This is a genomic window from Parabacteroides sp. AF48-14, assembly GCF_003477465.1.
Lineage (GTDB): Bacteria > Bacteroidota > Bacteroidia > Bacteroidales > Tannerellaceae > Parabacteroides > Parabacteroides acidifaciens.
Window position 1 is genome coordinate 1 of the sequence record NZ_QUDI01000030.1, and the last position, 20,383, is coordinate 20,383.

Genomic DNA, 20,383 nt, shown 5'->3' on the forward strand with positions numbered 1-20,383 from the left:
TTGCCAGATTCAGCAGTGGAGAGAAGTCTGCTTAACTGATAATCTCGTGACTAAACGTATAAAAACGCTAAAGTTCGCAGTATAAAAATGAACGACAGTTTTTGGACACACTACCTTACAGGGCTTAATTTATGGGGAGGCCTTACCTAACCCAAGGCTCACGCCTTGGGCTGAGATCTGCCGGGCTTACAGCCCTAAGACAACTCGCTATTCGGGCGGTTCGCGAACCGCCCCTACGAGGCCTCTGCTGCTCATCGCTAAATCATCATTTAACGGACCCTAATACCGTCTCAACTTCGGAAACAGAAGAAGCAGATAAAGCACTCCTACAGCCAGAACCAACAGGGCGCCCGTCTGCGAATGGAGCGCATCGGAAGCAACACCCATCAGCAACGGGAAGACCGTTCCGCCGAACAAGCCCATGATCATCAGGCCGGAGACTTCGTTCTGCCGCTGCGGCATCGAAAGCAACGCCTGCGAGAACAGAATGGAGAACACATTCGAGTTACCATAACCGACCAAGGCGATGCTGACGTACAACAGGACTTTGGAATCGAACAACAGGAACCCCGCCATCGACGCAACCATCAACACGACACTGACAACAAAGAACTTCTTAGGCGACCAATGCGCCAGGATCAGCGAACCGGTCAGGCAACCGATCGTACGGAAAATAAAGTACAGGCTGGTGGCAAACGACGCCGCATGTATATCCATTCCCAACCGCTCCATCAGAATCTTCGGCGCCGTCGTATTCGTACCGACGTCGATCCCGACATGGCACATGATACCGATGAACATCAGCAAGATGAACGGATTACCTAACAAGGCAATACATTCGGCAAAAGTAGACGGCTTCCCTTCCGGCGCCTCCTCCTTAATATGCGTCGCCCCCAACAAGAAAATCGCAATCACGGCAACCACCATATAGACCGGGAAAAGCACACGCCACCCCATTCCTAACGAAGGAATCGCCTGCGTCGCCCCCCACATCGCAATATAAGGAGCCAGGAAAGAAGCAATCGCCTTGACAAACTGCCCGAAGGTCAGGCTGCTCGCCAACTTATCCCCGGTGATAATATTCGACAAAAGCGGATTCAGGGAAGTCTGCATCAACGCATTCCCGATCCCCAACAGGGAGAAGGATGCCAGCATCACCACATAGCCATCGCCGAAACAAGGGATCAACAACGACACGAAAGTGACGATCAAACTCAGCATAACCGTCTTCTTACGCCCAATCTTATTCATCAGCATCCCTGTCGGGACAGAGAAAATCAGGAACCAGAAGAACACTAAGGAAGGAAAGATATTGGCTTCCGAGTCAGTCAGCCCCAAATCCAGCTTCACATAGTTGGAAGCGATCCCCACCAAATCCACAAATCCCATCGTGAAGAACACAAGCATCACCGGGATTAACTTCAGATATAAACTCTTCTCTTTCATGTCAGTTCTTATTTGGATAGGCTGGCCATGCACCCTCTTTCGTACAAACGAAAGCCGCCGTCTCGACAGCAATCTGATGGGCTTCGCGCAAGGATTTGCCGGTTAATATGGAATAAACGAATGCACCGGAGAAGGAGTCGCCCGCTCCCACCGTATCGGCGACTTCCACCTTCGGAGTGAGGATAGTCGACTGTTCGTCGGGCGAATAGATCGAACTGAATGCCGATCCGGCAGTCAGGATTACATATTTCAGGTTATATTTCCGGAGCATCTGGCAACAGACTTCCTCGTCCGAGCCATCCAGGTCGCACATTCCGCGCAGCAAGACCAGTTCCTCATCGTTTACCTTAAACACATTGGCCTTGTGCAGCAGCGTCTCGATCAGTTCCTTTGAATAATAGGACTGGCGGATGTTGATATCGAAAAAGCGCAACGCATCTTCGCGGGCATACGACAGGAGGGTAAGAATCGTCTCCCTCGAACCTTGCGCACGCAAAGCCAACGTCCCATAACAAACCGCATCCGCTTTCTTCACTAACTCTATCGCCTCCTGCGTCAAAGGGATGTGATCCCAAGCGACGCCTTCGATAATCGTGTAGGTGGGAATGCCGTCTTTCAGCTCCACCATCACGTTTCCGGTAGGATATTCGACCGTTCCCAACGAATGGCAGATGCCGTTCTTGTCCAGTTCCTGAACTATTTCCGCCCCGAACACGTCGTTTCCGACCGCACTGATCGCATATCCTTCCGCTCCCAACCGGGTGGCATGATATACAAAATTGATTGGAGCACCTCCGGCACGCTTCCCGGTGGGCAAAACATCCCACAGGAGTTCCCCGATGCCGACAACTACTGGTTTCTTATTTTCCATGATATATTGATTTTATTGTTATAAATATAATTATTCCTTTAAGTATCTCTTCATAAACATAGCTTGTTCTTAAAAGTTTCATGCCGGGGAAACAAAAGTTTCTCCACGACGGAACAAAAGTTCCATGCCGATGAAACTAAAGTTTCACGCCCGAGAATATCTGGAACAAAAGTTTCACGTTTTTCTTGGAGTGAAACTTTTTACAGTTCCCCTTTCCTACAAGCCTAATGCGTACAGCTTGCAAGCGTTAACCTTTGTCGAACCGTTCCGGCTGTAGAAAGACAGGCTGTTGTACGGTTCATTCGGGAATACGAGGTTTGTCATGGCTACCTTTCCGCCGTCCAGGAAGATTTCGATGGAGCATTTATCGACGAACAGCTGCAACCGATGTTGTTTCTCCTTTGATAGCGGTCCCCAGGTGGCGAGGGCAAAGTCGTCCACATAGTTGATGGAGTTCTTCACGCGGTTGTCGTGTGCTTCCTTCTCGTGCGGGATGGCGTTTTTGCCGAAGTCGACTATTCCGCTGTGTACGCGGTCCATGACCAGCTTGCCGTCCTTCATGTCTAAATAGATGTCGACATATTCGCCTTTGCTGTTCATCAGTTTGAAGCCGGAACAGTCGGCATTGGTCGTCAGGTCTATGTTCATCTCGAAAGCGCCGTCGCCTCCGTCAAACAGGGTTTCGATATTAAATTCCTTTCCGTTATCGACCGTGAAGGCGGGTATTTCCTTCGTTTCCTTCCGCAAAGCCTCCAGTTCTTTTACCGGGTTGACGGCCATATAGATGTCTTTTCCTTCGGAATACATCGTCAGTTCGCGGGGCAAGGCGTTGGCGCTGCGGTATTGCTGGGTCGGGATGATATTGGCGTACTGCCAGTTGCTCATCCAGGGCACGGCAATCACACGTTCGCCGGTGTTAGAGAAACAAACCGTTGCGTAGTGGTCTTTACCCCAGTCCATCCATTTGACGACTTCGGGTTTCGTGTCGCAGGTGAAGTTCGTGCCGTCGAAGTCTCCTATAAAATATTGTGTGGCGGAACCGCCGAACAGGCAACCGGGATTGATATTGACGATCAGCGCCCACTTCTTATGATTCCCGTCGCCATCGACGCGAGCTGCACCATATCCGGACATTCGAACTGGCTCGGCTGCATGCCGTAACCGTTGCCGAAAGCGCTCATGTAGGTCCAATCCTTCAAGTCTTTGGAGGAGAAGAAACGCATCTCCTTATCGGCGGATACAATCATCACCCACTTCTGCTGGGGTTCGTACCAGAAGACTTTCGGGTCACGGAAATCCTTCAGCCCGTCGAACGGGGTCAGGACGGGGTTCTTTTCATACTTGGTGAATGTCCGGCCGTTGTCTTTGCTATACGCCATACATTCGATCTGTCCGTTCCGGTCGCTGGCGGAGGTGTAGAAAGAGACGATCGTGCCGTCGCCATATCCTGCCGTATTCGTCAGGTCTACAACCGAGCTGCCGGAGAAGATATGCCCCATCGTGTCGCGCGCCAGGGCTACCGGAAGATGTTCCCAATGAACGAGGTCGCGACTGACGGAATGCCCCCAATGCATATTGCCCCATACGGAACCGTAAGGATTGTATTGGAAGTAGAGATGATATTCGCCGTCTTTATACACCAGCCCGTTGGCGTCGTTCATCCAGCCGTAGAGCGGCGTATGGTGATAGAGAGGGCGGAACTTGTCGCGGTTTGCCGTGTCGAACGTATCGGACAACTGAATCCGGCTCCAGCAAACGGCGTCCTTCGGTGTCTTGCGGATGCGTACAAGCGCTTTCTTTGCGCCCGCCGGCAATTCGAACGGTACGAAATAGTCGACACGCTGCTTTGCCAGGCGGACATCCATATCCGTATCGGCGGCATCGCCTGTCACGAGGCAGACTTGTCCTTCCGAGGTCTTCTCCTCGACCGGAAGCAACAGGTATTTGGTCGGATTCGTGATGTGGACAAGCGTCAGGGTGTCGCCCTGCTGTTCCAGTTTAAACTCACTCTTGCCGGACGGCTGGCAGGATACCAGACCGAACGAAACGGCTGCACTCATGACGAGGCTCTTGCTGATGTTTGAAATCGATGCTTTCATATTATGTAATAGTCTTTATTGTTAAAAAGTAATTGTTGCACTGAACTCCACTGTGAACGGGCGGATATAGCTGCCGGCCATCCATGCCCCGTTGTACTTGTCGGCATCTTTCTTCTCGACCAGTTCGGCGCCGGAGATGCTGCCCTTCGCACCGGTCTGGTTCAGGAAGTTGATGACCGTTCCGCTCAACGCCAGATGCTTGTTTACCTGCCAGTTCAGTCCGCCGAGGTTTCCCACCGTCCGTTGAAGTAATAGGCATCGTTGATGTTGGCATACGTCTTGCTAAAGTAACGGAAACTTGCCCAGACTTTCAAATCTTTCGTAATCATATAGCTCGGGTCGAGTTCAATCAGGACCTCGGTATTTCAGCCACGATATTGCCTGTCGCATTGATGCTGGAGACGCTTCCGTCGGGGAATGTAACGCCTGTTTCATACTTCTTGTACTTCGGGACCTGGTAGGTGAACAGGAAGTGGAAGTCGAAACCCTTGAACGGCTTGAAGACCGCATCTGTCGTCCATCCCATCGTCTTGATGTCGTAACTCAGCGGAGCCGCCTTGATGTCCTTGCCCGTCGGGTCATTCGGATTGATCAGGTTCAACGTCGAGTTGTTGTTTGTTTTGGCGATGTAGGAGAACAGGGAAGTCAGGCTCACCCAATCCGTGTTATAATACAGTCCGGCACGTCCTAAAGGTACGGTTATTTTATCTACATTCGGCATATCCGCCGGAGAGAAATTCGACAGGTTCGGACGCTGTGTGATATAGGTGAAGTCACCGGTCAGGCCGAACTGCCCGGTCATCTTATAGGTCAGGGCGGCGGTCAGGGCCGTGTTCAGCCAGTCGTAGCTGAAGTTGCGCGGTGCGATCACCGTCCCGTCGGCAGCGACAGCGCCGATATGGTAATCGTTGAAACGTCCAACCGCATTCCCCTCGGCATTGCAGACGGCGAGGTTCTCCCCTTCCAGGCGTTGGTATTCGAGGCGGGCGCCATAATAGGCGTTCAGCTTGTCCGTGATGTCCCAGTCGTGCGTGGCATAAAGCGCCAGTTTGTTTTCATGCCCCTTATAATATTCGGAGGCGTTCTGGTTGAAGTTATAATAGGGCGTATCGCCGTAATAGTGCACCTTGTCGGAGCCTGTGTTATAGAGCATCTGCGGGTACGCCTCGACCGTGTGGTCGTACATTGTCGTGTTGGAAGCATAGTCCACATCGTAATACCATTCGTTCAGCCCGATGCGCCAGGCCTGGTTGCCGTACTTGCGCGACAGTTCGGTTGTGAAGAACACCTCGTCTATCTTGCCCCGGTTGAAGCAGGACATACGGCTCTGCACGTATCCGCTGTAAGGCTGGAACGCGCCGTCCGCATGTCGGGTCTGATAGCCGGCGGAGGCATCCTGTTCTTTCATGTCCATCGGTGTCTGGTAGAGGTATGAGCCTTGCGAGTGGTCGTACTTCATATTGACCTTCCATTCCAGCCCGTTATCCCATTTGTAGGAATGAAGGAGCGTCACCTGGTTGCCCCGGCTGGCGGTCGCATCATAGAGGTTGACGGTCCCGACTTTTCCCGTCCTGATATCCAGGTAAGGGATTGTTCCGACATTGGGTAGGTAGGAAGAAGTTCCGAGGCTGAAGCCGGGAATCTCTTTCACGCTTCCGTCGCCGACATAGATGAAGGGAGCGCCGGTGGTCGCGTTGGATAGCCAATGGCTGTTGCTGTAATGATAGATGACGGAGAACTGTCCGCGCCCTTCGTTGTAGCGCTTGCTCAGGGCGAACTTATAGATTTCCGTCCGGTCCTGATACTGGGCGAAGCGCAACTTGAACGAGCCCGGGTCGAAATTCTGGTAGATGCTTCCGCTGTAGAACCAGCCTTTCCCCAACCCTCCGTTCAGGTTCAGGTCGAACTGCTGCCGGCCGAAGTGGTTGGTGTTGTAGTTCAGCGTGCCGTTGAAGGCTTTCTTCCCGTCGAGCCCCAGTTGGGTAAACGAGTTGACGGCATAGCCGATGTTACCGGTCGTGATGGCTGTCTCGGATATCTTCATCAGTCCGATATGCGAAAGGCTGCCGTCGCCGCGCCAATGCGTGTTTACGTTATGGGGATTCGAATTATAGACGACCGGAAGGCCGTTCTCGAGTACGTTGACATCTCCGCCGGGCAGGCCGATCGAGATCTCGCGGGGACCATTAGCACTTGCTGCGTTCAGCATGACGTTACGGCTGTTCGTCTCCCCCTTCTTTTCGCTACCGGAAGGGATCGTATCCTTTACAGCTTCTTGTGCATAAAGAGCAGATGTAAGGAAACAGCCGGCAAGGGACGCGATAAAATACCTTTTCATGGCAACAGTTTTCATATAGATTGTTTTAAAATGTTTTTGTGGCAATGCGTTTTACGGAGGCAAAAGTAGGGTGCTCCGGACAGGCGGGCGATAACAAATGAAGCAGGAAGTATGACAAATGTCTCATGCCATAAAAAAGTTTCGGGTCTTGTCAAATCCGTCCTGTTTATGTGACAAATGTAATAGGCCGTATTGGTTCTAAGCAATAGGGTACATATGGTTCTAAGCAATCAGTCGTATTGGTTCTAAGCAATAGGGTACATATGGTTCTAAGCAATCAGTCGTATTGGTTCTAAGCAATCGGGTACGATTAGTTATAAGTAATCGGGTATGTGTCCTTACCAGTAATCGGATGCGATTACTTATAAGCAATCGGGTACGATTAATTCCCCTGGTATTCGGTAGGCGTCACATTATAGGCCGCCTTGAAGCATTTGGCGAAATAGGCGGAGGAGGAAAAGCCGGTCTGGTAGGCGATTTCGCTTACGTTATATTGCCTCTGTTTCAGCAGGACGGCGGCTTTCTTCAGGCGGTAGTTGCGGAGGAAGTCGACGGGGCTCGTACCCGTCAGGTCTTTGATCTTCCGGTGAAGATGCCCGCGGGAGAGGCCGAGCGTGTCGCTCAGCCGTTCGATGTTATATTCGGGGTCGGCATAAACCTGTTCGATCTGGGTCAGGAACTTACGCAGGAAGAAGTCGTCCATGTTCTCGACCTTCTCCGGCTCGCCCATCAGCAGGTTGCTGCTTTGCAGCTTTTGCAACAATGTTTCGCGGAGCTTCTTGCGTTCTTCGAGGATACGGATGATGCGGAGCTTGACGAAGTCCATCCGAAAGGGTTTCTGTATATAGCCGTCCGCACCGCCGGAGATGCCGTACATACGCTGGCGTTCGTCGGTCAGCGCCGTCAGGAGGATGAGTGGGATATGGCTGGTGGCGAGGTTCGTCTTGACAGCCTTACAGAGTTCGAAGCCATTCATTTCGGGCATCATGACGTCGCTCAGCAGAAGGGATATCTCTTCCGTGTTCAGCAGCTCTAACGCCTCTTTCCCGTTCGCAGCTGTCAAGCAGCGGAAGTTGGCCGTCAGTTCTTGGCTGAGGAACGTGCGGACCTCGTCATCGTCCTCGACAACCAGGACGGTGTAGGGATATTCTTTCGCGAGCAACTCCTTCTGTCCGGAATCGTCGAGGCAGGAGGCATCGTAGGCAAGGGGCGAAACGGGTATTTCGGTGATGTATTCGCCTTTCAGCTGCGTCTTGTCGCGGTGCAGGCTGAAGGTAAAGGCGCTGCCTTTTCCGGGCGTGCTCTCCACGTCTATCCGGCCGTTGTGCATCCGGATGTATTCGTTCACCAGATGGAGGCCGATGCCCGTCCCCGTCCGGCTGTTCTCGGAGTAGAAGCGGTTGAACAGATAGGGGATGTTTTCAGGCTGGATACCGGAGCCGTTATCTTCGACGACAATCGTCACCCACGCTTCGGAGGCGGAGAGCTTCACCGCGATGCACCCTCCTTCCGGCGTGAACTTGAAGGCGTTGGAGAGCAGGTTGACGATCACCTTCTCGATCATATCGGGATCGAGCCAGACACGGCATTCTTTCGTATCGGCGGTAAAGAGGTAGTCGATGTTGCGTACCTTCGCCATGCTGTTGAAATAGGATTTCACCTCGCCGGTGAAGGAGACGATCTCCGTCTCGCGTATCTTCAGTTTCTCCTGCTTGTTCTCGACCTTGCGGAAGTCGAGTATCTGGTTGATCACCCGGAGCAGGCGGCCGGCATTCTTATGGACCAGCTCGAGGTCCGGCAGGTAGGGCGAGTCGTGGAGCAGGCCGATCAACTTGTCCAGCGGTCCCAGGATCAAGGTGAGCGGCGTACGCACCTCGTGGGAGATGTTCGTGAAGAACTGGAGCTTGGAGGCGGTCACCTCTTCTATCTCGGCATTGAGGGAGATCAGCTTGCGGCGCTGTTCCTCCTCTTTCTTGTTTATCTCGCGCAGTTCGCGGTTGGCGAGCCGTATCTTCCGGTTGATATAAAAGACGTAGACCGACAGGGAGATAAAGCCGATCATCAGCAACGTAATCACCCAGACGGAGCTCCGGAGGAAGAGGAAACGGTTCAGCAGCTCGTCCATACGGGTACGCTGTGTCTCGATACGCTGCTGGTAATTCAGCAACCGTTCGGTTTGCAACAGGAGGCTACGGGCGGCTTCCTTGTCGACAATGCCGCTATGCAAGGGGATAAAGGGGTCGACCGTTTCGCCGTTGATCAGCCGCATGGCGGTACGTACAACCTGTTCGCCTCCGGTCGGATAGAGGAAAGAGGCGTCGATGCGTCCGTCGGCGATGGCCTGTAAACCGGCTTCGGCTACGGCATCCATGCCGATAACCGGCAGGCGTTTCCCTTGGGCGGAGTCTGTCGAGAGGAAATACTCGCGGGCGGCGATCGCCATGACATCGTTATGGGCAAACACTAAGTCAACCGGCCCGTCAAACGTCGTTTCCCGGAGGTGTCTGGCGGCTATCTCCTGTTTCCATTCGCCTTCCACCAGGACGAAAATCAAGTCCTTGCGCTCCGAGAGGGCATCCCGGAAACCGTTGTGACGCTCCTGTGCGGGGGAAGAGCCTTTCGCACCCCATATTTCGAGGATAGTTGCATTGGGCGGCAGGTAACGGGCGGCATATTTCCCGGCGGTCACGCCTAATTCGTAGTTGTTGGCTCCCACAAAAGTGGTGTATTGGCTGGTGTTGACTTTCCGGTCGGTAATGATTGTCGGGATACCGGCGCGGTAGGCCTCTTCGGCAACCGCCGTCAGCGGGGCTGATTCCAGGGGGGAGATGACCAGGACGTCGACCTTCTGCCTGATCAGTTCGCGTATCTGTTCGATCTGGCGATCGTTGTTGCTGTCGGCATCTTTAATAATGACTTTCAGATTATCGTAGTTGGAAGCCTCGATCCCGACTTCCCGGATCATGGCCTGCCGCCAATCATCGTCGGTCATACATTGCGAAATACCTATCACATACGTCTTTTCCTTCCCACCACAAGCAGAAAGGAGTAAAGAGAGAAGGAGCGCTATGTAATAGATGTGTTTCATGTATTTGCTGATATGAACCTGTTTATATTATCATGGAACACGGGATGACACCGATAAAACAGATGACCGCAGATTTGTTTTTAATAAATAGATCTGTGGTCATCCGCCCAATTCGTGTCATCCGTGTTCCATGACAATATTATGGTTCATTATTTCTTAATTATGCACCAGCGTCCCGATGTTCTCACCGCTCATGACCTTTTTCAGGTTGCCGTTGGTGTCCATGTCGAAGACGATGATCGGGAGGTTGTTTTCCTTGCACATCGTTGTGGCTGTCAGGTCCATGACCTTCAGGCCGCGCGTATAGATTTCGTCATAGGTGATGTCGGAAAACTTGGTTGCCGTCGGGTCTTTCTCCGGATCAGCCGTGTAGATACCGTCGACACGGGTTCCTTTCAGCATCACGTCCGCTTCGATCTCGATGCCGCGCAGGGAAGAGCCTGTATCGGTCGTAAAGAACGGGTTGCCTGTTCCGCCGGACATGATCACGACATTGCCCTGCTCCAGCAGCTCGATGGCCCGCCATTTATTGTAGAACTCGCCGATCGGCTCCATGCGGATAGCCGTCAGCACTTTCGCCTTCACCCCCTGGGCCACGAGCGCAGAACTCAAGGCAAGGCTATTGATAACGGTAGCCAACATCCCCATCTGATCGCCTTTCACCCGGTCGAAGCCTTTGGAAGCCCCGCTCAGACCCCGGAATATATTACCGCCGCCGATCACAATACCGATCTGGACACCCATTTCGGCAATCTCCTTGATCTGTGCCGCATATTCATTCAGACGAACTTCGTCTATACCATATTGTTTTCCTCCCATAAGCGACTCACCGCTTAACTTTAACAGGATACGTTTGTACTGAGCCATAATTATCTTTATCGTTTGATTGTTATACCCACAAAAATACAGCATTTAAATGATCCTACAATACTCGTTCCCTGTTTTAGTAAAAGATTTTAATATTACTGTATACCGATTGTAACAGCTTTGTAACATTGCAACCCTACCTTTGTTACTTACCAGGACCTTATTCCTAACTTTTATGCGGCAACCCTCTTTCAGCGGAAAGAAACGGGTTGCCGTATATTTTTCCTAAACAATGCCGCAATACTTATAAATACTTTAAAAACCGCAACAATACGGATTCGCCCCTTGTTTTCAATGCACGAAACTAAATTATAGTAATCATTTAAAATGTATTCAGTATGAAAGATTTATTAATCGGTATGGTAGTCGGAGTGGTAACAGGTTATGTACTCCGCAAAATGGAAGACGACGGGAAATTCCACTGCATGCACGAACATATGCACAAATTTGCATCGAAAATGAAAGACGAAGCCGAAAGCCTGAAAGATGCGGGCCTGAATAAAGTCGAATATGTAGCCGACCGTGTCCACCAGGTAGCCGAACAGGAAAAGAGCAAAAAGAATTAAAGTTCGCCATTGCGACCGTCTTAATCTTTGCGAGGTGCCGAGTGCATACCTCCATTAGGAGGGGATGTGTCAAAATAGCCCTATTCCCGCGCTTGACGCGGGATCGCATTAAAACCGACCGTATAAACAACTGATTGATAAAGTCTGTTCTTTTGCGGCCCCGCATCAAGCGCGGGGACAAGGGACTTTTGACACATCCCCTTATGCCTAAAAACCACGAAAGGCAGACATCAGATACGATTTTAAAATGGAGTTGAAATAAGTATATTATTTCTTTAAAATCGTATATTTGTGCCATTATGATAAAGGATTCTATTATTTACATCGGGTTATGCCTGCTTCTTTGTGTTTCCGGCAAGGCACAGATCAGTCATGGCGGACAGCCATTGCCTCTTTCTGCCACAAAAAGCCAGACGGACGAGATGTTCATACAAATGCCTGAATTCGACCTGTCGGAACAACTCCGCCTCGATTCGCTCGAAGCGACCGACCTGCGCAGCGGCTACCGTTTCGCCTATAAGTTTATGACAGATTATACCCCCGATAATTCAGGTATCCGCTTTACCCTGCCTGACGGGACGAAAGTCTGGAGGCTCGGAATCCGTTCCCGTAACGCTCTTTCCATTAATATAATGTTTAGCGAATACCACCTACCCGAAGGCAGCCACCTGTTTCTATACAACAGCGACCAGACGGAAGTATTGGGTTCTTTCAATCATCTGAATAACTCCGAGTTGGGATTATTGCCTGTCGCCCCGATCACAGGAGACGAACTGATCGTCGAATATCAGGAACCGGCTGATGCCGCTTTTCCCGGCAGACTCACCGTCGGCGAAGTGAATCACGGCTATCGCGACTTCCGGGTGTCCGAACCGATACCCGACCAGCCTTCCTATTGGTGCATGCCGCCTGTAGTCTGCTATCAGGATACGACAACACGATACGATAATATCGAGCGCAGCGTCCTCCTGCTGATCATCAACGGGACAATAGGGTGCACCGGCACACTCGTCAACAATACGGCAAACGACGGAAAGCCCTACCTGCTTACGGCTTCGCATTGCCTGAACAATCAGTTCAGTATAGAAAACCCCGATTATGAGGAGGTTGCCGGCAACATCGTCTGCTATTTCAACTACAACAGCCCGCAATGCGATCCGGTAGAGCCAGGGCGCACCGACCAGACTTTGGCATCGGCCCATTTCCGGGCGGTGAATGAAAAGACCGACATGACGCTGCTGGAATTGTTGGATACGCCTCCTGCCGACTACCGGGCTTACTATGCCGGTTGGAATGCACAGAACGCAGGCGCAGCTCCTTACGTATGCATCCACCATCCGGGCGGATCGCTGAAACGGTTGAATCTCGTGGAGGGAGACGTGGAACTTACAACCTATAAGATACCCGTTACCGAATTTAACGAGAATACCCATTGGAAAGTAAACCGTTGGGCGACCGGCTGTACTGCCGGAGGTTCGTCGGGCTCTCCCCTCTTCGACGGAGACAACCTTCTCATCGGAGGGCTGACCGGAGGGGCATCGCAATGCGGGAAGCCGGTCGAAGACTATTTCTTCTCCATACAAAAAAGCTGGTCCGATCCGGAAGACAGCAGCCGGCAGCTCAAATACTGGCTCGATCCCATCGGACTCGACTCTCCTGTCTGCGAAGGGTTAGACCCGAATAATACGGGAACAGCCAATGAGCGGATAAAGGCTGAAAGCGGTGTAATCCTGTTTGCCGACAAGTACCACCGGACAATCCGTATCGACTTTGCAACGCCTGTAAGCCATGCTTCGCTTGCCCTGGTGTCGTTCGACGGAAGGACTGTCAGACAGTACCCGCTCGACGGACAACAAACAACCCTGAAAATAGGTTCCATCCCTGCCGGAGCGTACATTGCGAAAGTTGTTTATAATAACAAACTTTATACTCAAAAGGTGCTGTTTTGATTAAAATTTGACAATAACCCCTGCCTGAATAGCAGAAAGATTGCAGTCATAACAGAGCGGTCAAAAGGTATATTTGCATAAGAGATTTTACTCGAACAACCGCATTTAGCCCAATTTATCGTATATTTAGGTTACTAAAACCGCTAAACGATCCTCATAATTCATTAATAAGTATTAATTAGAAAGATTTTATTTCTTCTTTGCTCTTCATAACAAAAAAATGCTTTAGTTTTGCACTTTGATGGCTAAGGAATGATTGAAAGTGAATATATAAACATAGTAACATTTTAAACTTACATCAAATTATGAACAAAAAGTATTTATTGCCTTTCCTTGTATTGGCAGCAATTCTGACTTTTTCTTCTTGTTCTAACAAGTTGAAACCGTTAGCTGAAGAGTACATCAAAGCTGAACCGCAGCCGCTTGAGGCCATCGGAGGCAAAGTTCCTGTGACTATTAATGCCACATTCCCTGCAAAATGGTTCAACAAGAAAGCAACTGTAACCGTAACTCCGGTTCTGCGTTATGCCGGTGGTGAAGCATGGGGAACATCTTACACTTACCAAGGTGAAAAAGTAAAGGGTAACAACCAGGTTATCCCGCAGAAAGAAGGTGCTAACGTAACCATGAAATCTGCTTTCACTTACAAACCGGAAATGAAGAAATCCGAACTGTATCTGACTTTCGATGCAAAGATCAAGAACAAAACAGTTAAATTGCCGGATGTAAAAATCGGCGAAGGCGTGATCGCTACTTCCGAATTGGCTGATGCAGCTACTGCTAACGCAGCTATCGCAGCAGACAAATTCCAGCGTATCATCAAAGAAGCTCACGATGCTAACATCATGTTCCTTATCCAGCAGGCTAACCTGCGTGCACAAGAGTTGAACTCTGACGCTATCAAAGAATGGAAAGAACTTGTTAAGAATGCTGACGAAGCTCCTAACCAGAATGTAGCAATCGAAATTTCTGCTTACGCTTCTCCTGACGGTGGTGTTAAGTTGAACACTGGCCTGGCTGAAAATCGTGAAGGCAACACAAGCAAATATCTGTCTAAAGAGTTGAAGAAAATGAAAGTTGACGCTCCGGTTGACGCTCGTTACACAGCTCAGGACTGGGAAGGTTTCAAAGAATTGGTACAGGCTTCCAACCTGCAGGATAAAGACCTCGTGCTGAGAGTTCTCTCTATGTACCAAGATCCTGAAACAAGAGAAAAAGAAATCAAAAACATCTCTGCTGTTTACTCTGACCTGGCTGAAACAATCCTGCCGCAACTTCGTCGTTCTCGTTTGACTGCCAATATCGAAATCATCGGTAAGTCTGACGACGAAATCAGCGCTTTGGCTAAGAGCAATCCTAAAGAACTGAACATCGAAGAAATTCTGTACGCTGCTACTCTGACTAACAACGACGCAGAAAAGATGGCTATCTATACAAAAGCTTCTGAACTGTATCCGAACTGCTACCGTGCTTGGAACAACGTAGGTATGATGGCATTCCGCGCTGGTGACCTGGCTAAGGCAGAACAGATGTTCAACAAATCAAACTCTGTAAAAGCTAATCCGGAAGCTAACATGAACTTAGGTTTGATCGCTCTGACTAAGGGTGACCAGGCTAAGGCTCAGCAATTGTTCGGTAGCGCATCAGGCGTTGCTGAATTAGGCGAAGCTCTGGGTGTTCTGTATCTGGAACAGGGCGAATGGGCTAAGGCTGCCAACTCTTTCGGTTCAGTTAAGTCTAACAACGCTGCTCTGGCTCAGATCCTGACAAAGGATTACAGCAAAGCATCTCAGACTTTGAACGCAGTTGCTAAACCTGACGCAACAACTTCTTACCTGAAAGCTGTCGTAGCTGCTCGTACAAACGACGCTAACGGTGTTATCAGTAACCTGAAAGCGGCTATCGCTGCCGACAAATCTATGGCTAAAGAAGCTGCTATCGATCTGGAATTTGCTAAATATGCAACTAACAGCGAATTTGCATCTTTGGTTAAGTAATAACAAACTTATTCCATATACTTTAAAAGCCGCCTCCGTAAAAAGAGGCGGCTTTTTTTGTTATATCCAAAACAATACGTATCTTTCGGAGCTCATTATAACACAATGTAATATGACAAAGAATATACTGTATCTCCTTATTCTTTACTTATTGCCGGCTTGTTCAAGTAAGCAACAAGAGCAAAGCGAACCCGCTCCGCAGAAAGAAGACAAGACCGAATTGCCGGTATTGGATCTGGCAAGTGTTATCGACAAGCAAATGCCGGATACGTTTACATGGAACAGCCTTGCTAAAAACATCCGCCTCGTCCCTATTTCGACTAATAGCCGTACTTTAATGGGCATCTCCAGGGAGTTGATTTATTGGGGTGATAACTTCTATATTGCAGCAGAATTCCAAACCCAGACCATCTACAAAATAGATAAAGACGGTACTATCTTGAAAGCATTCCGCCATGTCGGAAACGGCCCCGGCGAATATGTATATCTCTCACGTATCGACTACAGTCCGCAAGACTCGCTGATTCAGGTTTTCGACAATGGAAACAAAAAATGGATTTTTTACAACACTGACGGAAAGTTGATTAAAGAAATATCTTTTTCGGAATCTGAAATAAGCTACCCCCTCCTGTTCAAAGAGGATTATGTAATCTGCCGGGGGACTTCGGAAGCTCCCAACCAGTTATATATTACAGATAAGAACTTAAACATTCTTCAACGATTATGTCCGTTCGACACATCATGGACTATTAGGGAAAAAGCAGTCACTATATTACAAACAAGCCGGTGCAAAAACCGGGATATACTATTGTTTAACCATGCTACCTCAGACAGTGTCTTTTCCGTAACGGACAAAGGACTTATCCCGCAGTTTATCCTGAACAAAGGGAAAAATACGATTCCAGCCGATGAAGTAAAGAAATTCTTAGAACTGTTACAACAGGGAAGCCCCTACATCCTGCAATTGAATATCTACTCCTTACCCGGCTACTATCTGATTAGTTATGCCCGGAATAAACAAGGGATCGAAGAGATCTGGAGCAAATCAGACAACCGGCTCGTCTCCCGGTTCTTCAATACAAAAGAGGAAGTTGGCATTCCTTTCATTCTGCCTTCCGGTAAAAAGATACGAATCGCGGATTATTCCCTATACACCAACGGGAACCGTATCGCCTTGTTCATCCCGGCAGAAGACCTGGTCGGAGAGATCGAAGGGGTGAAAGAAGATGACAATCCGGTTTTATTACTCATTGAGACATAAGATAAGACACAGAAATTCTAAATTTAATAGATTGAATTATGAAAACAGTTCTATACATATTATCAACCTGTTTACTCAGTATGGTATTCACGTTGTCCGTACACGCCCAGGGAGGCGAATCGGAATATCTGTTCAAAGACTTCCAGCAAAGCCTGGTCTATTACAAGGATGGCAGGGTGTTCAAAGTAAAACTCAACTACAGCTTGGCAAGGAATGCTTTTATGTTTATTGACGAGAACGATAAGAATAATGTCAAGCTTTTTGCCGAACCGGAGATGGTACGGGTACTGAAGATAGACAACCGCACCTTCCAGTTAACACCAAAAGGACTGGCACAGGAACATCTAAACCAGAATCCTTACCTGGCAGTCACCTATAGAGGAAGATCCCGCCCACAAGGGAAACAGGTCGGCTACGGAGGACGTTCGGAAACAGCTTCCGTCGATTCCTATTCCAGCATCCAATCAGCCGGACATATATTCAAGCTCGAAACGGAGAAAATCATCATTGCCGATGTCCAAAAGCGGTACACAACAAAGAGAAACGGAAAAGAAAAAGCATTTGAGACAAGCAAGCAGTTCCTCAAACTATATCCGAAAGAGCAACAAGAAACAATACAGAAATATATCAAAGCGCAAAAGACGAACTTCGACGATCCGCAACAGGTTCTCGAGCTGGTCAAATATGCAGAGGCTCTATAAACGCCCCTCCATATTAGCCAAATATCTATAGAAATCCGACAAAAAGCACATTTGCATATCCGTTACTTTTCCTATTTTTGGACATCTCTGAAAATAAGAAGAACAAGCATATGCAGAAACAAATGAAATCGCTGATTCTCGCCTTTGCGTGCATGGCTTTACCGGTTATGGCGCAAAAGACCAATTTGGTAAACCCGATTATCGGAACAAACGGAATGGGACATACATTTCCCGGCGCTTGTGCCCCCTTTGGGATTGTACAGGTTAGTCCGGACACTGATACCATTCCCCACAACATCGATGGTGTATATCAACCCCGTGCCTACGAATATTGTGCCGGATACCAGCATAAGGATAGCTCCATTGTTGGTTTCAGCCATACCCATTTTAGCGGTACAGGCCATTCCGACCTGGGGGATATCCTCCTGATGCCCTTCACCGGGAAATTGCAGCTAAATCCGGGCACAGCCGACAACCCGGATAGCGGCTATCGTTCCCGTTTCAGCCACGACACGGAAATATCCCGTCCAGGCTATTACGAAGTATTCCTGGCCGACGACCAGATCAAAGTCCAGCTGACAGCAACCGAGCGGACCGGCATCCACAAATATACCTACCCCGCCGACCAGAAAAAGCAATTGATCCTCGACCTCAATCATGGCATTTATAATTACGACGGCAAAGTACTGTGGGCAAACCTCCGGGTCGAGAACGACACGTTGCTGACCGGTTACCGCATTACCAACGGATGGAGCCGTGTGAACTACACCTATTTTGCGATTTCGTTCTCACAACCGATTACACATTATGGCTACACGGACCGGGAGAAGGTCAATTATCCGGGAGGTTTCCGCCGTTTCAACACAGCCGAGAACTTTCCTGAGATCGGTGGCCGTAAAGTGGTCTCTTACTTTGAATTCAAGGAAGGCGCAGCCCCGCTCGAAATCAAGGTGGCTCTTTCGGCTGTCGGGACAGACGGAGCCGTGAAGAACCTGCAGGCGGAAGCAAGCGGCAAATCGTTCGATTCGATCCGCCGGGAGACAAACGGCAAATGGGAAAAGGCCCTTTCCGTAATCGATGCAGAAGGAAGCAACGACCAGCTGACAATGCTCTACACCTCGTTATACCATACCATGATCAACCCGTCCGTTTATATGGATGTGGACGGCAAGTACAGAGGAATCGACCATAATATCCACCAGGCTGACGGATTCACCAACTATACGGTATTCTCGGTCTGGGATACTTACCGGGCTTTGCATCCGTTATTCAACATCATCAAACGGGATGTCAGTGCGGATATAGTCAAATCGATGCTCGCCCATTATAACCAAAGCGTGCATCATCTGCTGCCGGTCTGGTCGCATATGGGAAATGAGAACTGGTGCATGATCGGATACCATTCTGTCTCCGTCCTCGCCGATGCCATTGCCAAATGGTTGCCGATCGACAGGCAAGAGGCTGTCAAAGCTATGATCAGCAGTTCGAACGTTCCTTACTACGACCATACGGACGAGTACAAACAATTGGGTTATGTGCCTTTTGATAATTCCCCGATATCGGCATCCATCACGTTAGAAAATGCCTATGAAGACTGGACGATCTACCACACGGCCCTTTTGACAGGAGACAAGCAAACGGCAGAGACATACCGGAAGCGTGCCCTCTCCTACCGGAACGTATTCAAACCGGGCTTGGGTTTTGCTTGCCCCCGTTATAAAGACGGCAGTTGGAAAGAAGATATCGATCTGTTGAGCACCCACGGACAGGGTTTTATCGAAGGGAATGCCTGGAACTATTCATTCTATGTACCGCAGGCGCCATCCGACCTGATCCGCCTGATGGGTGGCAACCGCAGCTTTATCAACAAGCTGGACTCCCTATTCACCATGCATCTCCCGGATGAATTCTTTGCCCAGACAGAAGATGTCACCCGCGAAGGTTTGCTCGGCACATACGTGCACGGGAACGAACCCAGCCATCACATTCCTTACTTATATACCTGGACTTCCGAGCCCTGGAAAACACAATATTGGGTTCGTGAAATCATGAACCGTATGTACCGGAACAACATCGACGGCTTGTGCGGAAACGACGATTGCGGTCAGATGTCCGCCTGGTATATCTTCTCGGCAATGGGTTTCTACCCGGTATGTCCCGGAACAGACCAGTATGTAATCGGAACTCCCTATCTTCCATACATGAAAGTAAACCTGGAAAACGGGAAAACGTTTGTAATCAAAGCAGACAAGGTCAACGACAAGAACCGCTATATCAAATCCGTCACCCTGAACGGCAAGCCCTATAAAAAGGCTTACATCACCCAGCAGGACATCATGAGCGGTGGCGAACTCGTCTTCCAAATGACCTCAACCCCCAATAAGAAAAGGCTGTTCACGGAGGAGGAAAAGCCTTATTCGTTAACAGAGTAAGAAAAGCAAGCGAATGCTCGGAAATGGTATTCCATTATGTTCCAACCAATCAAAACTATTTTTGAGCATTCGCCTTTATTATTCAAATACGACATGTTTTGCAATTCGCCAACATATCAGAGATTTGTCATATAAAAAGAAAAGGAATGCTTTCTGACGAACTGCTTATTGAAGGGCTAAAAAAAGGAGACGAAAGTTCATACAAATATTTGTATGAATATCATTATCAGATCTTATGTATAATTGCATCTGAATATACACAAGATGTTTTCACGGCAGAAACAATTGTCAGCGATGTAATTTTCCGTATCTGGCAAAAGCGGGACTCATTGGAAATAACTCAATCTCTCCGAGGCTACCTGATAAAAGCTGTCAGAAACAGTTGTTTGAATTATCTGGATCAAACAAGTCGTCAGGAAGAATTAAAAAACAGATTACAGCAAATCGAAGATATCAAACAAGCCAATGTAGAGAATCAATCGGATAATCCATTTACGAAACTCATTGAAAAAGAACTGGATCTCAAAATTGAAAATAGCCTCAAAGCGCTACCGCCTCTCACTCGCCAAATATTCGAAATGAGCCGTTTCCAAAACATGAAATATGACGAGATTGCCACAAAAATAGGATTATCCGTCAATGCTGTAAAGTATCATATCAAGTCAGCACTCGCCTATTTAAGGGTAGTATTGAAAGATTATATAATGATCCTGTTTATCTATTTTTCTCTTTTTTGAAATAAATCTCGATTTTCATTTACCCTCTTTT

Annotated in this window: 11 protein-coding genes and 2 pseudogenes; 7 read left to right on the forward strand and 6 right to left on the reverse strand. The window is 49.0% G+C overall.

Annotation, left to right across the window (positions count from 1 at the left end):
* Positions 1-279 precede the first annotated feature (279 nt).
* The 6 genes and pseudogenes from DW083_RS14345 to pyrH form a co-directional block, all read right to left on the reverse strand.
* Entirely contained in the window at positions 280-1,446 is a 1,167-nt protein-coding gene (locus DW083_RS14345) for an MFS transporter (RefSeq protein WP_122332832.1), read from the reverse strand.
* A 1-nt stretch (position 1,447) separates the two neighbouring features.
* On the reverse strand, positions 1,448-2,317 hold the full coding sequence (locus DW083_RS14350; RefSeq protein WP_122332833.1) for a carbohydrate kinase: 870 nt from the start codon (positions 2,315-2,317) through the stop codon (positions 1,448-1,450).
* A 216-nt stretch (positions 2,318-2,533) separates the two neighbouring features.
* Positions 2,534-4,416 (reverse strand): annotated as a pseudogene (locus DW083_RS14355) (DUF4980 domain-containing protein).
* 21 nt (positions 4,417-4,437) lie between these two features.
* Positions 4,438-6,769 (reverse strand): annotated as a pseudogene (locus DW083_RS14360) (TonB-dependent receptor).
* Between the two features lie 367 nt (positions 6,770-7,136).
* A complete protein-coding gene (locus DW083_RS14365; protein ID WP_122332834.1) occupies positions 7,137-9,842 on the reverse strand; it encodes a substrate-binding domain-containing protein in 2,706 nt (901 codons plus the stop codon).
* Between the two features lie 156 nt (positions 9,843-9,998).
* Positions 9,999-10,709 (reverse strand): UMP kinase, encoded by a 711-nt coding sequence (pyrH, locus tag DW083_RS14370; protein ID WP_005867363.1) that lies wholly within the window; start codon positions 10,707-10,709, stop codon positions 9,999-10,001.
* Between the two features lie 338 nt (positions 10,710-11,047).
* Here pyrH and DW083_RS14375 point away from each other — a divergent pair, with 338 nt between their 5' ends.
* The 7 genes from DW083_RS14375 (at position 11,048) to DW083_RS14405 (ending at position 20,352) form a co-directional block, all read left to right on the forward strand.
* Positions 11,048-11,275: a hypothetical protein gene (locus DW083_RS14375; protein WP_122332835.1), complete on the forward strand. Its 228-nt coding sequence runs from the start codon at positions 11,048-11,050 to the stop codon at positions 11,273-11,275.
* A 299-nt stretch (positions 11,276-11,574) separates the two neighbouring features.
* Positions 11,575-13,224, forward strand: coding sequence for a trypsin-like peptidase domain-containing protein (locus DW083_RS14380; protein WP_122332836.1), 1,650 nt, complete (start codon positions 11,575-11,577; stop codon positions 13,222-13,224).
* A 305-nt stretch (positions 13,225-13,529) separates the two neighbouring features.
* Entirely contained in the window at positions 13,530-15,221 is a 1,692-nt protein-coding gene (locus tag DW083_RS14385) for a hypothetical protein (protein ID WP_115500360.1), read from the forward strand.
* A 112-nt stretch (positions 15,222-15,333) separates the two neighbouring features.
* Entirely contained in the window at positions 15,334-16,482 is a 1,149-nt protein-coding gene (locus tag DW083_RS14390) for a 6-bladed beta-propeller (protein ID WP_158582116.1), read from the forward strand.
* A 38-nt stretch (positions 16,483-16,520) separates the two neighbouring features.
* On the forward strand, positions 16,521-17,183 hold the full coding sequence (locus tag DW083_RS14395; protein WP_147382142.1) for a hypothetical protein: 663 nt from the start codon (positions 16,521-16,523) through the stop codon (positions 17,181-17,183).
* A 110-nt stretch (positions 17,184-17,293) separates the two neighbouring features.
* The gene (locus DW083_RS14400) at positions 17,294-19,615 is read left to right on the forward strand and encodes a GH92 family glycosyl hydrolase (RefSeq protein WP_122332867.1); all 2,322 of its coding nucleotides are present in this window, start codon (positions 17,294-17,296) and stop codon (positions 19,613-19,615) included.
* A gap of 146 nt (positions 19,616-19,761) precedes the next feature.
* A complete protein-coding gene (locus DW083_RS14405) occupies positions 19,762-20,352 on the forward strand; it encodes an RNA polymerase sigma-70 factor (RefSeq protein ID WP_122332839.1) in 591 nt (196 codons plus the stop codon).
* The last annotated feature ends 31 nt before the right edge of the window (positions 20,353-20,383 follow it).

Bases quoted from the DNA above. Each gene is read 5' to 3' on its own strand.
- DW083_RS14395 (WP_147382142.1), top strand. From the start codon at position 16,521: ATGAAAACAGTTCTATACATATTATCAACCTGTTTACTCAGTATGGTA.
- DW083_RS14405 (WP_122332839.1), top strand. From the start codon at position 19,762: ATGCTTTCTGACGAACTGCTTATTGAAGGGCTAAAAAAAGGAGACGAA.
- DW083_RS14390 (WP_158582116.1), top strand. From the start codon at position 15,334: ATGACAAAGAATATACTGTATCTCCTTATTCTTTACTTATTGCCGGCT.
- DW083_RS14365 (WP_122332834.1), bottom strand. From the start codon at position 9,842: ATGAAACACATCTATTACATAGCGCTCCTTCTCTCTTTACTCCTTTCT.
- pyrH (WP_005867363.1), bottom strand. From the start codon at position 10,709: ATGGCTCAGTACAAACGTATCCTGTTAAAGTTAAGCGGTGAGTCGCTT.
- DW083_RS14350 (WP_122332833.1), bottom strand. From the start codon at position 2,317: ATGGAAAATAAGAAACCAGTAGTTGTCGGCATCGGGGAACTCCTGTGG.
- DW083_RS14400 (WP_122332867.1), top strand. From the start codon at position 17,294: ATGCAGAAACAAATGAAATCGCTGATTCTCGCCTTTGCGTGCATGGCT.
- DW083_RS14345 (WP_122332832.1), bottom strand. From the start codon at position 1,446: ATGAAAGAGAAGAGTTTATATCTGAAGTTAATCCCGGTGATGCTTGTG.
- DW083_RS14380 (WP_122332836.1), top strand. From the start codon at position 11,575: ATGATAAAGGATTCTATTATTTACATCGGGTTATGCCTGCTTCTTTGT.
- DW083_RS14385 (WP_115500360.1), top strand. From the start codon at position 13,530: ATGAACAAAAAGTATTTATTGCCTTTCCTTGTATTGGCAGCAATTCTG.
- DW083_RS14375 (WP_122332835.1), top strand. From the start codon at position 11,048: ATGAAAGATTTATTAATCGGTATGGTAGTCGGAGTGGTAACAGGTTAT.